16 protein-coding genes and 2 pseudogenes are annotated in these 18,977 nt (G+C 62.5%); 6 read left to right on the plus strand and 12 right to left on the minus strand.

The window, feature by feature from the left end; all coding sequences use genetic code 11:
* Positions 1–224 precede the first annotated feature (224 nt).
* A complete protein-coding gene (locus GXB81_RS14795; protein ID WP_241016375.1) occupies positions 225–518 on the minus strand; it encodes a contact-dependent growth inhibition system immunity protein in 294 nt (97 codons plus the stop codon).
* A gap of 30 nt (positions 519–548) precedes the next feature.
* Positions 549–1,357: pseudogene (locus tag GXB81_RS14800) on the minus strand (RNase A-like domain-containing protein).
* 211 nt (positions 1,358–1,568) lie between these two features.
* On the opposite strand from GXB81_RS14800, the gene rpiA reads away from it, so the two are divergent.
* Together rpiA and GXB81_RS14810 are read left to right on the plus strand one after the other, a co-directional pair.
* Positions 1,569–2,264, plus strand: a complete 696-nt coding sequence (gene rpiA, locus GXB81_RS14805) for a ribose-5-phosphate isomerase RpiA (protein ID WP_167038638.1) — start codon at positions 1,569–1,571, stop codon at positions 2,262–2,264.
* Positions 2,265–3,279: 1,015 nt separating this feature from the next.
* Positions 3,280–3,702 carry a transcriptional regulator gene (locus GXB81_RS14810; protein ID WP_167038636.1) on the plus strand — a complete coding sequence of 141 codons (423 nt, stop codon included), beginning with the start codon at positions 3,280–3,282 and terminating at the stop codon, positions 3,700–3,702.
* Between the two features lie 347 nt (positions 3,703–4,049).
* Here the strand turns inward: GXB81_RS14810 and GXB81_RS14815 are convergent, their stop codons facing one another.
* From GXB81_RS14815 to GXB81_RS14825, 3 genes are all read right to left on the minus strand, one after another.
* Positions 4,050–5,459 carry an undecaprenyl-phosphate glucose phosphotransferase gene (locus tag GXB81_RS14815; RefSeq protein WP_205989594.1) on the minus strand — a complete coding sequence of 470 codons (1,410 nt, stop codon included), beginning with the start codon at positions 5,457–5,459 and terminating at the stop codon, positions 4,050–4,052.
* A 44-nt stretch (positions 5,460–5,503) separates the two neighbouring features.
* Entirely contained in the window at positions 5,504–6,238 is a 735-nt protein-coding gene (locus tag GXB81_RS14820) for a Crp/Fnr family transcriptional regulator (protein ID WP_064269966.1), read from the minus strand.
* Positions 6,239–7,477: 1,239 nt separating this feature from the next.
* The gene (locus GXB81_RS14825) at positions 7,478–8,551 is read right to left on the minus strand and encodes a DUF1839 family protein (RefSeq protein WP_167038632.1); all 1,074 of its coding nucleotides are present in this window, start codon (positions 8,549–8,551) and stop codon (positions 7,478–7,480) included.
* Between the two features lie 400 nt (positions 8,552–8,951).
* Between GXB81_RS14825 and GXB81_RS14830 the strand changes: the two genes are divergently transcribed.
* From GXB81_RS14830 to GXB81_RS14840, 3 genes are all read left to right on the plus strand, one after another.
* Positions 8,952–9,485 carry a GNAT family N-acetyltransferase gene (locus GXB81_RS14830; RefSeq protein ID WP_167038700.1) on the plus strand — a complete coding sequence of 178 codons (534 nt, stop codon included), beginning with the start codon at positions 8,952–8,954 and terminating at the stop codon, positions 9,483–9,485.
* Between the two features lie 718 nt (positions 9,486–10,203).
* Positions 10,204–10,923 carry an FCD domain-containing protein gene (locus GXB81_RS14835; RefSeq protein WP_167038630.1) on the plus strand — a complete coding sequence of 240 codons (720 nt, stop codon included), beginning with the start codon at positions 10,204–10,206 and terminating at the stop codon, positions 10,921–10,923.
* Positions 10,924–11,128: 205 nt separating this feature from the next.
* Entirely contained in the window at positions 11,129–12,127 is a 999-nt protein-coding gene (locus tag GXB81_RS14840) for a Gfo/Idh/MocA family oxidoreductase (protein WP_167283511.1), read from the plus strand.
* 115 nt (positions 12,128–12,242) lie between these two features.
* Here GXB81_RS14840 and GXB81_RS14845 read toward each other — a convergent pair whose 3' ends face one another.
* The 6 genes from GXB81_RS14845 to GXB81_RS14870 form a co-directional block, all read right to left on the minus strand.
* Complete coding sequence (locus tag GXB81_RS14845) at positions 12,243–12,902, minus strand: amino acid ABC transporter permease (protein ID WP_167038628.1); 660 nt, start codon at positions 12,900–12,902, stop codon at positions 12,243–12,245.
* Positions 12,903–13,092: 190 nt separating this feature from the next.
* Entirely contained in the window at positions 13,093–13,887 is a 795-nt protein-coding gene (locus GXB81_RS14850; protein ID WP_167038626.1) for a cystine ABC transporter substrate-binding protein, read from the minus strand.
* A gap of 116 nt (positions 13,888–14,003) precedes the next feature.
* On the minus strand, positions 14,004–15,026 hold the full coding sequence (locus tag GXB81_RS14855; protein ID WP_205989596.1) for a quinone-dependent dihydroorotate dehydrogenase: 1,023 nt from the start codon (positions 15,024–15,026) through the stop codon (positions 14,004–14,006).
* A gap of 205 nt (positions 15,027–15,231) precedes the next feature.
* The gene (locus GXB81_RS14860) at positions 15,232–16,053 is read right to left on the minus strand and encodes an arginyltransferase (RefSeq protein ID WP_205989598.1); all 822 of its coding nucleotides are present in this window, start codon (positions 16,051–16,053) and stop codon (positions 15,232–15,234) included.
* 109 nt (positions 16,054–16,162) lie between these two features.
* Entirely contained in the window at positions 16,163–16,900 is a 738-nt protein-coding gene (aat, locus tag GXB81_RS14865) for a leucyl/phenylalanyl-tRNA--protein transferase (RefSeq protein WP_167038620.1), read from the minus strand.
* A gap of 9 nt (positions 16,901–16,909) precedes the next feature.
* Positions 16,910–17,455, minus strand: coding sequence for an NUDIX hydrolase (locus tag GXB81_RS14870; protein ID WP_167038618.1), 546 nt, complete (start codon positions 17,453–17,455; stop codon positions 16,910–16,912).
* Positions 17,456–17,535: 80 nt separating this feature from the next.
* Here GXB81_RS14870 and GXB81_RS14875 point away from each other — a divergent pair, with 80 nt between their 5' ends.
* Positions 17,536–18,075 carry a hypothetical protein gene (locus tag GXB81_RS14875; RefSeq protein WP_167283402.1) on the plus strand — a complete coding sequence of 180 codons (540 nt, stop codon included), beginning with the start codon at positions 17,536–17,538 and terminating at the stop codon, positions 18,073–18,075.
* On the opposite strand, the pseudogene GXB81_RS14880 reads toward GXB81_RS14875, so the two are convergent.
* Positions 18,076–18,707, minus strand: a pseudogene (locus GXB81_RS14880) (IS5 family transposase); the annotation flags it as partial. It lies immediately after the preceding gene.
* Between the last annotated feature and the right edge of the window lie 270 nt (positions 18,708–18,977).

Genomic DNA, 18,977 nt, shown 5'->3' on the forward strand with positions numbered 1-18,977 from the left:
ATGTTTTACCTTTGATCAATGCATGCGACCTGTCTTTCTCGGTTTATTTTGAAAAAGGAGACAATTTTTCACAGTTCCACTCCGCAGGTCGGAATCCTAATCGAGATGCTTACTAAATAGAATCTGGGACTGCGGGTATGGTGTTTTGTCGATCATTTAGTTGATTGCGCCCGGGTCATGCTAGTGTTTCCGGGCGGGTTGGGAGCGATATGATAAGCGACAGGTTACTCGTTCAAAAGCCGATTTAATTCATTCAGAAAAGAAGCGGTTGTATGACCCCACAATGCCGGATCAAATTCCGCGCCATATTTAGTTTCAAATGTAGAATCAAGATCATTCGGGTGTTCGTCCATAAAATAATTTATTTCATTGATTAGTTCGTTATGGCGTTCTTGTGGATTATCTTTTTTATAGCAGGAAACAATTTCCGGGATTGTATTGCCAAACAAATCGAAGTCCTGACCGAAGTAGGCCCGAAAAACAAGGCTCATCTGTGAGTAGTGTTCCGAAGGCATCATTCACCTTTCATTGATGTAGGTAGTAAAAATCTAATATGGCATGCCATTGTAGACCTGGTATTTCAAAACGACGATCACCCTATTCATTGATGTCAGCTTCCCCGTCGATCTTGTTATTCCGTAACCAATTTCCCCCGGAACTGTTTTAACGAGATCGAGCGTCGAATTTCGAACTGCGGTCTTCGCCCAGGTTTGGATTCTTGTCGTATTGGCGCTTATAACTTCCGATATCGCCCATTCGGCTCGTTCCAGACTGGCAAAAGACGATACGACTTGCCGCCTTGGCTCAAGCTGCAGCCTTTCCCGCAACTGTGCCTCCGTTCTTTCAACGTGCTTCAGTATCGTATGCCCGCCAATCGAACTACCCATTTTCGCCTCATGCGCATGCAGATTAATACGCCCGATCGTAATCCGCGCCGCCCGCGCCGCCTTGATCGAACTGGCGAATCCGAACGGTACAGCGATATCGAGCGACAGACCGATCTGATTCGCTATGTCCGGGCGGGCTTTGAGCGTTTCGGCGAGTTTCGTCGCACTCTGCTGCGTTAGCGTGGCGATGTTCAGCCCCGTCAAAACCTGACGCAGTCCGGCCGCTGCGGTGTCCGAACCATGCACGCCGAACACGACGCAGCCGGCTTTGCCTGCCATCGTCGGCTCCGGCAGCACGCATGGCGTGCTCGCTCCGATCATTTCCACCACGCCGGCGGCGACCTGCAGGCCGCCCCAAAGCCGGTTGGAAAGCATCTCCGCGTGGCTGATCGACGCGCGGCCAGTATTGCGGCCAGTTGCGGCGCGCTGAGCACCACACGCACGCCATTCGAGCCATATTCTTGCGACATTCGAAAGTCCTCTGTCATTGAGTGGACCTGCGAAACTAGCAAGCGACAGGAGGATGCGGAATGGGCGAAGGATGATTCTGCGCTTCCGTTGCTTTTTATCATGGGCATCGACACAGCTTCGCTCGATGCGCGGCGCGCAAGTGGCCCAAACGAGTGCTCGCCGAGCCACTCCGGTAAACTAACGCTTTTTCACGCTTTTCCCGCCTCTCTCATGACTCAAGACGAACTCAAGCAACTGGTCGGCCAGGCCGCCGCCGATTACGTGAACGCCAACGTGCCGCAAGGCTCGGTGATCGGCGTCGGCACGGGCTCCACCGCGAACTGCTTCATCGACGCGCTGGCCGCCGTCAAATCCCGCTATCGCGGCGCGGTGTCGAGTTCGCTCGCCACGACCGCGCGCCTGCAATCGCATGGCTTCAAGGTGCTCGATCTCAACGAGATCGATTCGCTGCCCGTGTACGTCGACGGTGCCGACGAGATCGACCGCAGCGGCGCGATGATCAAGGGCGGCGGCGGCGCGCTCACGCGCGAGAAGATCGTCGCGTCGGTGTCGGACGTATTCGTTTGCATCGCCGATGCGAGCAAGCTCGTCGACACGCTCGGCAACTTCCCCTTGCCGATCGAAGTCGTGCCGATGGCGCGTACCGCGATCGGCCGTCGCGTGACGGCGCTCGGCGGCGTGCCGGTCGTGCGCGTAACGAAAGAGGGCGTGCCGTTCATCACCGACAACGGCAACGAGATCATCGACGTGAAGGGCTTGAGCATCAGCGATCCGCGTACGCTCGAAACACACATCAACGCATGGCCGGGCGTCGTCACGGTCGGCCTGTTCGCGGGCCGTGGCGCGAACCTGTGCCTGCTCGGCACCGACACCGGCGTGCAGACGATCACGTACGGCGAGAAGTAAGCGAAGCGTTTCTATTCGCTCCAACGCGTGTGAGCCGTTCAGCCGGTTCACACGCGTTTTTTATGGCTCTTCCGGAAAGGATCGGACGGGCAAATGAGCGGGTAAATAAACCTACAAATAAACCCGCAAATAAACCTGAAAATAAGCAGTCGAATCAATCAAGGCCCATCGGCTCCAGGCCGTGAACCGGCACTTTGAATTATTCGCGTACTGTCAGGCGTCGAATGTGGGCACCCGCACGCACAGCGATGAACGCGCCACCTACACTCTTTGCTAGTGACAGGTGGCGTTTTTGACAGGCAGGACGCGAGATGAGCGGCGATCGAGTGCAACCGGTTCGTCGCTCCCGGTGGTGCCAGGAAGAGACTCGACAGAATCATCGAGTGCCTTCTCGACACCGGCCTTCCCAGTCTCGCCGATTTTCTCGAAGATCGCGCGCCGCTTGCCGGCAAACCTGTCACCACGTCGTCGATCTCGCGTCTGCTGTTTGCGCACAGATGCGATTGCGCCTGTCTGCCGTCGATGCTGTGCATTCGCCGATGCGCCACGCGCGTGAGAAGCGTGCCGGCCGCACATCGGTTTCGTCGTAACGCAGTGACTTCGCAATGAGTAGCAGTCAGCCGTTCGGACCGGCGTGTCTGGGCGGCTATTGATGTGCCGGTTCGTTTCGTGTGGTCTTGCACGCGGGGCGCGCATCGTCGATGTGCGCTTCACGCGCGGGATCATCCGCGGCGGACCCTTTAAGAGAGAGCATGGCTGGATTGCATCAGCCAGCATTGAGAGGCGCGCCGTGCGCGGTTGAAGTGGGATTCATCGGCGCCGGCATGCCTCGCGTGGCCATAACGACCTGAAGCAGACGGCTCGCCGGCAAGGACTCTGGGCTACTTCGCCGTATCGTTTTCGATGTAGACGGTACAGGGTGCGACGGCGATTCACTACAACAGGCAGTCGCCATTCGTTCGTCAGGTGCTGACGTATTACGAATGCGATCTTGGACGAGGACGAATTTAAACTCATGAACGCCGATCGCCTAGCGGGATCTTTTCCCGACATTTCCGAGGCTTGGGCTGCGTTGCAGGCTCAGTTGCCGATCAAGCCGATTCACAGCGAAGAGGACTATCAGCAGATGCTGCAAGTCGCGAACTCGCTCGCCGAACGTCTGAACGGCACCGACAAGGACCCGCTCGTCGATCTGCATGCGATCGTGCGGGAGTTGATCCGCCACTGGGAAGCGCACAACGTGATGCTGCCGAAAGCGGAGCCGCGCGAGGTGCTGCGCCATCTGCTGGTCACGCACGGACTCAAGCAGAAGGACCTCGCCGGAATCGCGTCACCGACCGTCGTCAGCGACATTCTCGCGGGGCGGCGCGCGATCAGCAAAAAAGTCGCCAAGGCACTCGCGGTGCGTTTTCAGACCGACGTCAGCGCGTTTTTGTGAAAACGGCGCGGCGCCGGCCGTGGGCCGTGCGCTGCGTTGCAGGGCTGACTTTCGGTGACCGCGGTTCGCGGAAGGTTCTGTCCCTACGCGCCAACGCGGGCGGCTCATGATCCAGCCGCCCGCGTTGGCGTTTGTACCTGCATGCATGCGCTTGCTTTCGCGCTTACCGCGGCGGCGCCGACTAAATTAAATGAATGCTCTGCGAAACAAAAGGCTGCGCCCCGATCGAGGCGCAGCCTTTTTTCTACTCCACATTCAAGCTTGAAGCATTCACCGCATGAATAGCCGACGAATCGCCGACCCGAAGACGTGTACGCAAACGCGTGGCCGTTTCCGTATCGCCCTGGTCAGAACGCATTGCGGCTGACAAAGCCCTTGAAGATCGTAATGAACACGATCTTCATGTCGAACCAGAACGACCAGTTGTGGATATAGAAGAGATCGAACTTCACGCGCGCTTCCATCTTCTCGACCTTGGTGGTCGCGCCGCGATAGCCGTTGACCTGAGCCCAGCCTGTGATGCCGGGCTTGATACGGTAACGGTGCATATAGCCGTACACCTGGTCTTTATAGAGGTCGTCGTGTTCGATCGCATGCGGACGCGGACCCACCACCGACATCTGTCCGAGCAGCACGTTGAGAAACTGCGGCAGCTCGTCGAGGCTCGTGCGGCGCATGAAGCTGCCGAGCCTCGTCACGCGCTTGTCGTTGCGGGTGGCCTGCGTCAGCTGGCCGTGCGCTTCCTTGTGCACGGTCATCGAGCGGAACTTGTAGATCGCGAACGGCCGGCCGTCCACGCCCTTGCGGACCTGGCGGAAGAACACCGGCCCGGGCGAGGTGAGCTTGATACCGATCGCGAGCGCGAGGAACACCGGCGCGAGCATGAGCAGCGCGAGCGCCGCGAACAGGCGGTCGAACATCAGCTTGGGCCACATCTGCGGCGGCGAAAACGACGGCGCGCTCAGATTGAGTGTCGGCAATCCGGCGACGTCGACGAGCGCGTGATTGAACAGCGAGAGGCCGCGTACGTCGGGAATGAAGCGCAGGTTGACGAAGTCATGTCTGAACATGCGCGTGAAGCGATAGATCGTATGCTCTTCGGAAAGCGGCAACGCGAGCCATACTTCGCTCACGCGTTCGTCGCGCACCTTGTCGGCGAACAGGTTCAGATCGGTCAGCACCGGCAGGCGCTTCAGACGCGCGCAAGACGCGGCGGCGTGCTCGACGTTCGTGGCAAGGCTGGTGTCGATGCTGGTATCGAACACGCAGACCGGCTTGAAGCCCGCCTGCGGCGCATGTTCGAGATGCGCGAGCAGCATGCGCGCGAAGCCGGGAGTCGCGACGATCGCGACCGTGCGCGTGTTCATGCCGCGGCGGCGCACGCTATGCAGCACCACGTGCATGATGCAGCGGGTCGCGATGATCGAGGCGCCGGAAATCAGCGTCGCATAACCGAACCACAGGCGCGATACCGCGTCCATCCGATGCAGCGAAAACGCGAGCATGAGCGTGGTGGCGACCACCATGAACCAGGCGGCGGCGATTCTCCCGAGCACGGGAGTCAGCGCCTTGCCGCGCGATGTTTCATAGACGCCGAAGGCCGGAAACAGCAGCAGTACGAGTACGCAGCTGAAGGCGATCAGCAGACGCTCGGTATCGGGCAACGCGATCGGTGACGAAAAACGCATCCAGTGTGCGAGCAGGCCGCCGGCAATCACGAAGAGGGCGTCGAGGCATCGCGCGGTATTCCTGAACATAGATAACGATCCGGTAATCGAACGGTGCAACCCAGGTTCGATGTTTATTCCACGGTCTCGGCTTGACGCAGACGCGGCAGCAGACGATCGAATTCGCGCTTGACGAGCCCATAGCATTCGCAGGCGCGGGCCTCGAGACCCTTGCGGTCGAGTACCTTGATATGGCCGCGGCTATGGTGAATCAGGCCTTCGTCGTGCAGCTTGCCGGCCGCTTCGGTGATGCCCTCGCGGCGTACGCCGAGCATGTCGGCGATCAGTTGCTGCGTGACGGTCAGATCGTTCGAGGCGACGCGATCGACTTCGATCAGAAGCCACCGGCACAGCTGCTTGCTGAGCGCGTGATGGCGATTGCACGCGGCGGTCTGCGCGACCTGCGTGAGCAGCGCGTGCATATAGAGCAGCATCAGGCGGCGCAGAAAGTCGGAGCGCGCGAACTGCTGCTTGAGCGCCTGGGCGCTCATCCGGTAGGCGAAGCCCGCGCATTGCACCTGCACGCGGTTCGGCATGGTTTCGCCGCCGGTGAGCACCGGCACGCCGGTCATGCCTTCGCGGCCGACCGCGGCGATTTCGACGGAACTGCCGTCTTCCATCGTCGAGAGCATCGAGATGATGGCGGTGGTGGGGAAGTACACGTGATGGATGCGTTGACCCGAATCGCACAGTAACTGCTCGGTGCGCAGGTGAACCAGTTCGAGATGGGGAGCTAGCGCCTGCCATTCGTGCGACGGCAACGCGCCCAGCAGATGGTTACCGTGCAAATCGGATTGAAGTGTCAACATGATCGGTCCTCGCATGAAAGTCGCGTCTCATGCGACTTTCTGTTTATTTGATCCGATTCCCACATCCCCGAAACATGCTGCCTGGCGAGCAGCGATGGATGCAGGATCGGCCCCGTATGTGGCCTTTGCGCCGCAGCCCTTCTTGTGGCTCTCGTTTGCGACGGCGCTTGTGTTGCGCTCACCTAATAGCGAGGACCGTGCCAACCTTAATGAAAGCTTATGCCGACGCGGTGCAACGAATCAGGACCTGTCTCCGCACGGGGGCAATGGATCGTTTTTGTTTCATTCATGTACACCCCCCTGGTTCGGAGGATGCATGGCATGAGAACTTTCAGTTTGGCTCAATCCCTTGATATGACTGGATTTCAGCGAATTGGCAGGGGGCTGCCCAGAGTGTCGCAAAATTGAACCTGGCGTCTCATGCACGTTTTAATGCTCGGTTGGTCTCGTGCAGGAAATGATTCAGAACTGTTAAATGCGGTACATCGGCGCGCGCGCGCGGAGCCCTTTTTGAAGGGGGAAAAGTTGCGCGGCAACCAACAGTGGTTTGATGCACCCAACACCTGGCTGCGCGTGAAGCCGGGTTTTACGCGGTTCGTGAAGGTGCGCCAGCACCAGATGACCACTCGCTCCGGACGATGGCGGATAACGCATGGACCCCGCACACTTCACTCCGAATGCGGGGTTTGTTTCATCAGCTTTAAAGTCTGCGTTCGATGCATCTGCAACCATTTCGCGGTTGGTTGCCGGTTACGCGACGGAGAGCCTCGCAACGATACGCGGATGACTCGGCGCGAGATGAAGCCAGAGACGAAGCCAGTCGCGCGCGGGGAGCGCGGGCGGGGCAATGATATGAACGAAGTGCCGCGCTTCGATGCTGCGAAAACCGCTCGAACCCAAAGAGTGAGACGCGGCACGGTCGTCATCGAGTTGCAACGTCAGAGGATATAAAGTGGGCTCCCCGCATGTGCGGCCATTCGCGTTTCGCGTGCCGCACGCGCGGCTTGCCGGCTAGTGCATATGCATCGATCCATTGCAAGGACGAAACATGGCTGCGGTATCCGGGTGTCGGCGAGTGTCGCGCGACTTGCGACTGGCGGCGATGTTCAGGGAATGGACGAAACGTAACGTCGACGAAACAACGCCAATGCCGTGGTCGAGATGGCTCGTGAGGCCGAGCGTGTCGAATGCCTGCGGGGTGTGGGGGAGGTGCGCAGTGTGCGGTGCGAGGCCGGCAGGTCAACGCACCAGCGCGGCAAGCGGCGGCAGCGTCTTTTCATAAGCGCTTTCGAGCACGTCGAAGCAGTCCTCGCATGCGTCGCGACGTCCACGCGCGATTGCGCGAACGAGCCGGAACTGCATCACCATCGCCTCCGACGCAATGCGCTGCGCCGCGGCCGGAATCGTCGGTGGAATCTCGAAGCCTTGCGCGAACAGCCATAGCAGATGCTTCGAGAGACACTCGAAGTTCGCGCCGAGCTGGCGCATCAGATTGAACGCATAGAGGTCGAGGTAGGCCTCGCCGCGTTCGAACAGCGTGTCGAGATGCGCGGGAAACGCGGCACGCCATTGCGAAATCGGGTTGATAAGCGGACGCCGCTCCAGATGCGCGCACAGCAGTTCCGCCGAGGCTTCCGCGAGATCGATGCCTTCGAGTGCCGGCCGCGTCTGTTTCGCGAACTCGACGTAGGGGAACAGCAGACCGGCTTGCTCCGCGAAATGCGGCAGCTTGCGGAACACGCCGTCGTAATCCTCGCCTTCCAGCAGGTGATAGCCGGCGTTGTGGAAGTAACCGATGCGGCGCGCGGCGACGTCGACGAAGTCGATCCCGATCGTGGTCTTCGGATGCGGGCTGCGATGCGAGGACGCGCGCATATCGGGCAGGTAATGGCCGTCCACTTCGACGAGCACGGTATGGCCGCGCAACGTTTGCGCGAGCACGCGCGTTTCGAGCGAGTCGTAGATCGCGAGCTCACGCACCTGGGTGCCGTACAGACGTTCCAGATCGTCGAGCGGAAACTTGAAGCAGGTGAACTGATCGCCTTCGAAATCCTGCGTGACCGTAAACGCGAGGGCGGCGCGCGGCTCGAAGCCGAAGCCATGCAGCAGTTCGATCCATAGATCGGCGTAGCAGTTGGTCTCCTGCCACACACGTTCGCCCTGATGCAGCGCATGCGGCACATGCTGGCGCGATGGCGCGCCGCAGAGCGGCTGCGTGCCGGCGAGCCGAGGCGTGGGTAGGCCGCCGGGCCGTCGCGGCAGCGGCGAGGTCGCCAGCGCGCTGGCGAGCGCGGGGGTCAGCAGGGGATTCATGCGCGGTCTCCGGCCGCGGTGCGCGTCGCCGGCATCGTGGACATCGCGCGCGCTGCGCTCGCGTTCCATCGCAAGACGCGTATATCGCCGGGCCATGCGTCGGCGTCGATCGGATGATTCGAGATGCGGGTCGTCGGTGTGTTCATGTGCGATGCGAAGCTGAGTGGAACCGCGAGCGGCGCGTCGGCCTGCTTGCGATGAAGGCCGCATCGTGATGCCGCCCTTCGTTAGGCGGCATTTAAGAATGATCAAAGTCCAGCGTCAGTGCGATGCCGTACGGAAACGGGCGTTTCACGCACGTAACGTGTTGCCATAACGAGGGGCCGTCATGTCATGCCATGCCGTCGGGCGAGGCATGACATGTACTGTCCCGCTGAACCTGTTGACCGTCGAGGGCATGATGAACTGGAAAACGCTGGAATTCGATCAACTGTCAGCACGTGAGTTATATGTTGTGCTGCGCGCGCGTAGCGCGGTGTTCGTCGTCGAGCAGTCGCATGTCTGTCTCGATGCGGACGGCCGCGACGAGCACGCGCTGCACGTCTTCGCAGCCGACGACATGACGCGGCCGATGCCGATCCTCGCTTATGCACGCGTGCATCCCGGCGATGCGGAAGATCCGGAGATCATGATCGACAAGGTACTGACGAGTCCGCTGCGGCGTGGTGACGGTACCGCCGAACTGCTGATCGAACGCGTGCTCGACGCGGTGGCCGAACGCTGGCCCGGACGCGCCGCGCGCGTGAGCGCACCGGTCGGACTGCGCGGTTTCTACGAGCAGTTCGGTTTTCGCAAGACCGAAGGGCCGTACCTCGAACACGGCGTGCCGTTCATCGGACTCACGCGCCAGGTGCACGGCAGTCAGCTGCGCTTCGGTCAGCGACGACGCGCCCGCGACGGCGAATCGTTCGTCGATACGTTCGAGTTGTTGTGATGCCGCGCATGCGAGTGAGGGCGTCGGGCGCGCGGTTGGGTCTGCCGCCACGTTGATCGGTGGCGACTGAGCGTGCTCATGCGGGTGTACCTGTTACGGAGATGCATCGGAATCCGTATCAATGCGCCGGGATGTCTCTATCGCCGGATGACGGTTGTCATGCCTGAAAGAGAACGCCTTGTATCCGTGCTGCGTGTCGACTATTCCGGTATCGGCGATGCGTCCGGCAACGCGTGAGCGTGACAACCCGGGAACACGAAACCGGCCGCCCGCGCGGCATGCCGGCGAGCCGGGTGGTGGGTCGAGTGGCACGCCGCTCAATTCGCGCGCGCATCGGCCACGCCATTCGGCCTTTCAACTTCCTTCGATACCGGTCGCAACCACGCCGGCGTTCAGTGCAACCGCAGCGCCACCAGGTCGCGTCCCCTTTCGTGAAAATCAGACAATTTCATCCGGCAACGTGCGTATTCGCACTATGCAAACTTCGCAATGCAGGCACGCTTGAGAGGCCAGTTTGGCGTTGATCGACAACACGCGCGTTGCAGGTACGAAACAAATCATCAGAGGGATAACCCTGTCAGGAAGTGTCCCACTGGCGCATCCGTTTCGAAGCTAGCAACGTATCGTTAAAAAATGTGAAATGCATAAAAACGATTTGTATGGGCCATTCAATCAACAGGCTACGCGGGGTTAACACCGCTTCGGGGAGATAGAGGTCATGGAACAGGCAAACAAGGATCGCTCGCTGGTGAGCAAAGTGATGGACGGGCTCGTCACCGGCATCGTCGAGGAGAAGTACGGCGCGATACTGCCGCCGCAGGACGTGCTCTCGAAGGAGTTCGACGTGAGCCGCACCGTGATGCGCGAGGCGCTCTCGATGCTGCTCGCGCGCGACATGCTGGACGTGCGGCCGAAGATCGGCACGCGCATCCGGCCCATGAGCGATTGGCGCATGATCGACGAGGACGTCGTGAACTGGCGTTTTCGCGCGAAGCCTGATCCGCTGTTTTTGCGCGACGTGATCGAGTTCCGCATTCTGATCGAGCCGCGCGCGGCGGCGCAGGCGGCCGCGCGCGGCGGTGCCGTCGACGTTGCGGCGATCCGCGAGGCGTTCGAGGCGTTTCGCCTGATTCGCCCCGGCGAGCCCGGTTATCAGGAAGCCGATGAGCTGTTCCACACGCGCATCGTGATCGCAAGCGGCAACCAGTTCTTCAAGCAGATGGCGGCGATCATTCGCGGTGCGCTGTCGACCGTCAATCCGATCATGCACGACAAGGACGATCTGGGCGAAACCGCGATCGCCTCGCATCGACGCGTGGTCGAGGCGATCGAGCGGCGCGATCCGAAAGAAGCGGAAATCGCCTCGCTCGCGATGATCGACTACACCGCCGAAGAGCTCAGCGGCCGGTTTTCGGCGGAGCCGTCGACGCGCGCGTGAGCGCAACGGCGCAGGCGAGGGCGAGGGCGAGGGCATCGCCGCGCGCGGCTGAGCGGTGTGCGCGGGAGCGTGCGGTAGACGGAGCGCATTTCGCGTACGGCAGGCATGGGCGACATGCGTTTCGTGCGCGACAATGACGGCTCTCCTGAACCGCACGGACCCTGAAGACACGATGACAGATGCAACGTTGGCAGCGCACGAGCCGATGCACGAAGCCACGCCCGCGGCGGACACGCCGCGCGTGATCCGCTGGGGAATCGTCGGCACCGGGCGCATTGCGCGCCGTTTCGCGCAGGGGCTCGGCTATGTGCCGCAGGCGCGGCTTGCCGCGCTGTGGTCGCGTCGCGCGGAACCGGCGCAGGCCTTCGCCGACGAATTCGGCGGCGCCGTCTACGCCAGTTTCGAGGCGCTGCTTGCGAGCGGCATCGACGCACTCTATATCGCGACGCATCAGGACAGCCACGCCGACTATGCGATCGCCGCGTTGCAGGCCGGTCTGCACGTGCTGTGCGAGAAGCCCGCCACGATCAACCGGCCGCAGCTCGAACGCGTGCTCGCGGTTGCGTATGCTTCGCAACGGCTCTTCATGGAAGCGATGAAGCCGCCGTTCTATCCACTCTACAGAAAGCTGCGCGAGCAGCTCGCGGCCGCGCCGATCGGCGAGGTCGGCTTCGTGCGCGCGGGCTGTTCGGTGCCGGGCGTGCCGGCCGATCATCCGTCGCTATCGTTCGAGCATGCAGGCGGCGCGCTGCTCGATATCGGCATCTACGAAATGTTTCTCGCGGTGGACTGGCTCGGCGCGCCACGCGGCGTGCAGACGTTCGGCCGGCTCGGTGCGAGCGGCGTCGATACGTTCGCGAGCCTCAACAGCGAGCACGAGCGCGGCATCGCGCAGCTGTTCTGCGGGCTCGATCTGCACGGCAAGGGCGATGCGCTGCTGATGGCGCAGGGCGGCCATGTGACGCTGCACGAGCCGTGGTGGAATCCGTCGCGCGCGACGATCCGCTATGCCGATGGCCGCGTCGTCGAACTCGACGAGCCGTTCGAAGGCGGCGGGCTGAACTACGAGACTGTGCACTTCTGCGAGCTGATTCGCGCGGGACGGCTCGAAAGCCCGCTGATGCCGCACGCGACGTCGCTGCAGATGATCGCGATGGCCGATGCGGCGCGCGCGGCGCTCGGGGTGAAGTTCGCCGGGGAGTAAGGGGACGAACGAGGGGACGAACGAGTCGATGAATGGGCCGGCGTGCGAGCAGAAATACGAGCGGAAATACGAGCAGAAATCCGGGCCGGCCAGAGAGCCGCGGACCGCGCGGCGCTCAATGCCGCGTCGGCAGCGACAGACGCCGTTCGTACCAGCGCTGCGCCCATTCGAGCACCTGGCATAGCACCCAGTACACGGCCGCGGCGGCGAGATAAAGCGGCAGCGGCTGATAGGTCGACGCGATCATTTCCTGCGCGCTGCGCAGCAGTTCGGTCACGGTGATAACGGACACGAGCGAGGTGTCCTTGATGAGGCTGATCAGGCTGTTCGACAGACTCGGCACGGCGATGCGCAGTGCCTGCGGCGCGATCACGTAGCGCAGCGTCTGACGGCGCGACAGCCCGAGGCTATACGAGGCGAGCCATTGGCCCTGGTGGATGCCGAGAATCGCGCCGCGCATGCTTTCCGACAGATACGCGGCGACGTTCGCCGACAAGGCGATCACGCCGGCCGGGGTCGGATCGAGCGAGATGCCGAAGCTCGGCAGCCCGTAATAAATCACGAAGATCTGCACGAGCAGCGGCGTGCCGCGCATCACGCTCACATAGATGCGTGCGATCCAGTTCAGCGGCCGGCTGTGGCTGATGCCCATCAGCGCGAGCACGGCGCCGCCGATCAGGCCGAAGATCATCGACAGGATCGCGAACTTGATCGTCAGCAAGGCGCCCTGCGCGAGCACAGGCAGCGATTGGATCAGCAGGGAAGTGATGGACATGGGCGGTGTTCTTGGGGATGCGCAAAGCGCACATCATAAACTTTGGCGGGCGTGACGGCGCGGCTTGCGCGGTGCGGCTCGGGGTATACGCGACGCGCGGATCGGGTCCCGCACCGCGCTCGCCGCAAAAACGCGAAGGGCGGCATCGCCAACGATGCCGCCCTTCGTTTCACTATTTACGACGCGCGTGTTACTGGATCGGCTTGCTGACGTCGATGCCGAACCACTTGTCCGAGATCTTCGTGAAGGTGCCGTCCGCTTCGAGCTGGGTCATCGCGTCCTCGATCGCCTTGGCGAACTTCGGGTTGCCCTTTCTGAACGGAATGCCCGACGGGGGGGCGGTGCCGACGTTCGCGCCGGTGCGCAGCGGCAGTTGCGAGTTCTTCAGCAGGTACGCGAGCATCAGACGGTCGTTCAAGGCCGCGTCGAGCCGGTCGGCGGCCAGATCGCGCAGATACTCGGGCGCGCCCGGGTAGGTCTTCACGTCGATGCCCGGCACCGACTTCGCCATGTCCATGTAGTTCGTGCCGAGACCGACGCCGAGCTTCTTGCCCTTCAGGTCGTCGAGCGACTTGAACTGGCGCGTGTCGTCCTTGCGCTGGATCAGCTGCGCGGCCGAATACGTGTAGGCCGGCGAGAAGTCGAGCGCTTGCTTGCGCGCATCGGTGATGCCGACCTGGTTGACGATCACGTCGAACTTGCCCGCCTGCAGACCGGCGATGATGCCGCTCCACTCGGTCGTGATGAACTCCGGCTTCAGGCCGAGCTTCGCGGCGACGGCCCTGGCGATGTCGACGTCATAGCCGACCAGCTCGCCCGACGGCGCTTTCGAGTTGAACGGCGGGAAGGTGCCTTCGAGGCCGATGCGCAGCGTGCCGCGCTGCTTGACCTGGTCGAGCAGATCTTCCGCGTGCGCGGTGACGGCGGTCAACGACGTGCCGATCAAGGCGGCAACCAGCAGTTTTTTCAACAGGCCAAATTTCATTGGGTTCCTTTTTGTTCGTTTGGCATTGTGACGGCGGTGAGCATAACAAACAAAACTATCGAAGCAAAAATATCGTTTGTTTATGTCTATATTCCGGGGCGGCGCGCCGGCTGATTTCAGCGCAACGCCTGTGCGCATTCGGCGACGAGCGCCGGCCCCCGATAGATAAAACCGGTATAGAGCTGCACGAGCGACGCGCCGGCCGCGAGCTTCGCGCGCGCGTCCTCGCCCGAGAAAATGCCGCCGACGCCGATGATCGGCACCGTCTCGCCGACCTCGGCGCGCAGTTTGCGAATCACCTCGTTCGACGCGTCGAACACCGGCTTGCCCGACAGGCCGCCGGCTTCGTCGCCGTGCTGCAGGCCGGCGACCGCGGTGCGCGAGAGCGTCGTATTGGTCGCGATCACGCCTTCGAACCGGTGGCGCAGCAGGGTGCCGGCGATCGACTTGATCTGCTCGTCGTCGAGGTCCGGCGCGATTTTCAGCGCGAGCGGCACGAGCTTGCCGTGCAGGTCGGCGAGACGCTGCTGCTTGTCCTTGAGCGCGGCGAGCAGCGCGTCGAGTTCGTCGGCGCCTTGCAGCTGGCGCAGGTTCTTCGTATTCGGAGAGGAGATGTTGACCGTCACGTAGCTCGCGAACGGATATACGCGTTCGAGGCAGTAGAGATAGTCTTCGGCGGCGCGCTCGATCGGCGTGTCGGCGTTCTTACCGATGTTCAGCCCGAGGATGCCGCGATAGCGCGCGGCCTGCACGTTCTGCACGAACTGGTCGACGCCGGCGTTGTTGAAGCCCATCCGGTTGATCACCGCGTTCGCCTGCGGCAGCCGGAATATGCGCGGGCGCGGATTGCCCGGCTGTGCGCGCGGCGTCACGGTGCCGATCTCGATGAAGCCGAAGCCGAGCGCGGCGAGGCCGTCGATGCACGCGCCGTCCTTGTCGAGCCCCGCCGCGAGCCCGACCGGGTTGCGGAACGTGAGGCCCATCACGGTGCGCGGCGCGTCCGGCACGCGCGGCGCGAGCGCGCTGGCGAGGCCGGTGCGGCCGATGGCGCCGAGCATGCGCAAGGTCAGATGATGGGCGTCTTCCGCGTCCATGCGAAAGAGCCGGGCGCGAACAAGCGGGTAAAGGGAGCTGAGCACGGGACGAGGCAGCCGGACGGCCGGAAAATGGGAACCCGTTATTTTACCGGCTTTGGGCTTCGATGAGACCGATTGGGGGCGTGATCGGGGCGTAGGAGGGCGCCGGAGCGTGGTGGACGCGGCATGCACATGGGCCGCGCCGGCGAGCGGGGCCGGCGTCGACAACGCGGTTTGCCTGCTCCGGGCCGTTGCTGTCGGGGAGCCGCTACGGCCGCAGCGGTCCGCGCCGGCCGTGCATCGCGAGATCGACCGGCGGCAGGTCGACACTGGCTGGATCGAGCACCCGCCAGGCGCCGTCGAGCAAACCTTCGAGCGGCCGGAAATTCGCCTTGTAGGCCATTTTCGGGCTCTCGCGAATCCAGTAGCCGAGGTACACGTAGGGCAGGTTCAGGCTGCGCGCCTGCTCGATCTGCCAGCAGATGTTGTAGGTGCCGAAGCTCGCGTGCGGCAGGCCGGGCTCGAAGAACGTGTACACCGACGAGAGCCCGTCGCCGAGAATGTCGATCATGCTGATCATGCGCAGCGTGCCCGGTGCGTCGGGGTGCTCCGGCGACGGTTCGCGAAATTCGACGAGCCGCGAGTTGATCCGGCTTTGCAGCAGGAACTGCTCGTACTGGTCGCGGCTGTCGCGGTCCATGCCGCCGCCCGCGTGGCGCGCCGACTGGTAGCGCATGTAGAGCGTGTAGTGCTCCTCGTCGTAGTGCAGCGGTGCGACGGTGGCGACCAGCTCGCCATGCTTTTTCCACACGCGGCGCTGCGTGCGGTTCGGCTGGAAACGCTCGACTGGCACGCGCACCGGCACGCAGGCGCGGCAGCCGTCGCAATAGGGGCGATAGGTGAAGACGCCCGAGCGCCGGAAGCCCGCTTTCACGAGTTCCGTATAGACGTCCGAATTGATGAGGTGACTGGGGGTGGCGACCTGCGAGCGGGCGATGCGGCCGTCCAGATAACTGCAGGGATAGGGCGCCGTTGCATAAAATTGCAGCGCTGAAAGCGGGGAAAGAGGCAGCTCGTTGGGATGAGTCACGTTGGCAGCTCTCGATGCGTCTCTGGTAATGCAAACCCGGCGCGCCTGGCGGTTCATGGCCCCGGTCCTGATGGGCGCGGGCGGCGGAGCGGATTCGGCCTGATTCTTCCTATGCGGCGCGCGCGAAGAGTTCGACCCATGCGGTCTTGTCGAAGCGCCACGGAATCGCCGGTGCGCCAACCGACGCGCGAACGTGCGCGACGAACGCCTTGCGCGCTATCTCGCGCCCGCCCAGCGACGCCAGATGCGATGTGTTCTGCTGGCAGTCTATCATTTCTACTTCGTGACGTCGCAGGTGCCCGACCAGCGCGGCCAGCGCCATTTTCGAGCCGTCGGTGACCTCGGTGTACATCGATTCGCCGAAGAACATGGTGCCGAACGACACGCCATACAGACCGCCCACGCGCCGGCCCTCGAACCAGGTTTCGATGCTGTGCGCATCGCCCATCCGATGCAGCGACGAATACGCCTCGACGACGTCGGCCGTGATCCAGGTGCCGCGCTGTCCGCGTCGCGGCGCTTGCGCGCAGGCGCGCATTACGGCGGCGAAATCGTGATCGACGCGGATTTCCCATGCATCGTCGCGCAGCACGCGCTTGAGCGTCTTGCGCAGCGACGGCGACAGCTTGAATTCGGCGGGGCGCAGGACCATGCGCGGATCGGGGCTCCACCACAACACGGGCTGGCCGTCCGAGTACCAGGGGAAGATGCCGCGCCGGTAAGCGTCGATAAGCCGCGACGGCAGCAGGTCGCCGCTCGCCGCGAGCAGTCCCGGCGCGCCGCTCGACGCGCCGAGCGCGCGCTCGACAGGCGGAAACGGATCGTCGACGCCGAGCCAGGGAACCATGTGCGCTCGTTAGCCTTCGCGCAGCGAGCGGAAGATGTCGCCCGTGTGCAGGCCGAAGCTGCCGGCCGTGCGGTCGGCGAAGAAGAAGCGCAGGGTCTGGCCGACGGTCGGAAAGGCGATCTCGTCCCACGGAATTTCGTGTTCCTCGAAGAGCTTCACTTCGAGGCTTTCCTCGCCGGCGGCGATGTCGAGATCGAGCAGGCGCGCCATGTAGAACAGATGCACCTGATGCACGTGCGGCACGTTCAGCAGCGAGAACAGGTTTTGCACCTCGACGCGCGCGCCGGCTTCCTCGAGCGTTTCGCGCGAGGCGGCCTCGGCGGTCGTCTCGCCCATTTCCATGAAGCCGGCGGGCAGCGTCCAGTAGCCGTAGCGCGGCTCGATCGCGCGACGGCACAGCAGCACCTTGTCGTCCCAGACCGGGACGGTGCCGACCACGTTACGCGGATTCTGATAGTGCACCGTGCCGCAACTGCCGCATACGAAGCGCTCGCGATTGTCGCCCGGCGGAATGCTCAGACTGACGCCGTGGCCGCAGACAGAACAGAATTTCATTGGAAAGGGGACGAGAAAGGGTGATAGGAGTTTATCACCGGGGCGCGGGATTATTGAGGCACGGACGCCGCGGGGGTGCCGTGCTTGCATCGCTTCAGGCATGGGATTGCCAGAAAAACAAAAAGTCTTGCAAGGCTCAGAACCTATACATACCGATGGATGCGCCCGGACGGTTCGATGGGCCGCTTTACCGTGGGCCGGTGGCCGGATATGAACCCGGCGAAGCACGCGAAGCAGCCCGCCGTGAGTCGGAACTACAGGACCGCAAAGGTGATTCCCTGACTACTGTTGCCGTGCGCAAGGTGAAGCGCTCGCAAGTCGCCAAGGCAACGCGCGGCATTCCGACCCTGCGCGGCTACCTCGAAGACACCTGCCTTGCCGAATTGCGCACGTCCTGCAAGACGGCCAATCACGGCGACGCCAACGTGCAAATCATCCTGCAATCGTTTCCCGATTTCCTCGATTTGCCGCTCGATCACCTCCCTGCCGCACCGCTCTACGGCGTAGCGCAGCGCATCGCGCAAGGCGGCAGCGTGACTGGCGTAGCGGTCGCGCATGGTGCGCTTTTCCGGGGACAGGTACGGCCGAAAACGACAAGGCCCGCGCTGCGCGGGCCTTGACATGCCACGGCGGGCGATACGGGCCGTGATGCCGCGCTGCCTCAGGTAACGACGGCAGCGTGCAAAGTCATAACCCTTGTCCGCATGCAGCTTGCCCGGGCGTTTGCGTGGCTGTCCGTTCAGGCCTGGCACCGCAGGAATGGCATCAAGCGTGGGCTCGAATGCCATCGAATCGTGCCGGTTAGCCCCCGTGACCGTGATGGCCAACGGAATGCCGCGCGCATCTACGACGATGTGCCGTTTCGACCCGAGCTTGCCCCGGTCTGTCGGGTTAGGGCCGGTTTCCTGGCCCCCCGGGGGCTGGAAACACTGGCAGCATCAAGACTTGCCCGTTCCCAATCAATCTGGTCATGCTCACGCAATCGGCAAAGCATCGCCAGATGCAGTTTCTCCCACACGCCTACGGCTTGCCAGTCGCGTAGCCTTCGCCAGCAGGTCATCCCGCTGCCGAAGCCCAGTTCTTTCGGTAGGTATTCCCATGGAATGCCTGTTTGCAGGACATACAGGATGCCGTTCAATGCTGTGCGGTCATCCACCGTCCGGCGGCGTCCGCCTTTGGGCGACGGCGTGAACACTGGAATCAACGGCTCCAGAGCCGCCCACAACTCGTTACTGATTTTTCGTCTTGCCATCTCGCCAGGATATGGCGTCCATCGCTTGATGTCCAGGTTGTGTTGGCGACTCTAATGCGGGCAAAGCCGCCGCGAAGCTCAATGCGTTGAAACATGGCATGTGCTCGACGTACTGGCGCGAGGAGCGGCGGCGGGTGCATGCACTGCTACGCGAGTGCCGGGATCGGTGTACGCGGTCATGGTGACACGTCTGAGTACATCGTAACCAGACGGCCGGTTTCAACACCTTTCGTCGATGAACTGCTGGTGTCCGTTTTAACTGCCCGTCCC

It is taken from the genome of Paraburkholderia sp. Ac-20336 (assembly GCF_017105025.1).
Taxonomy (GTDB): Bacteria; Pseudomonadota; Gammaproteobacteria; order Burkholderiales; family Burkholderiaceae; genus Paraburkholderia.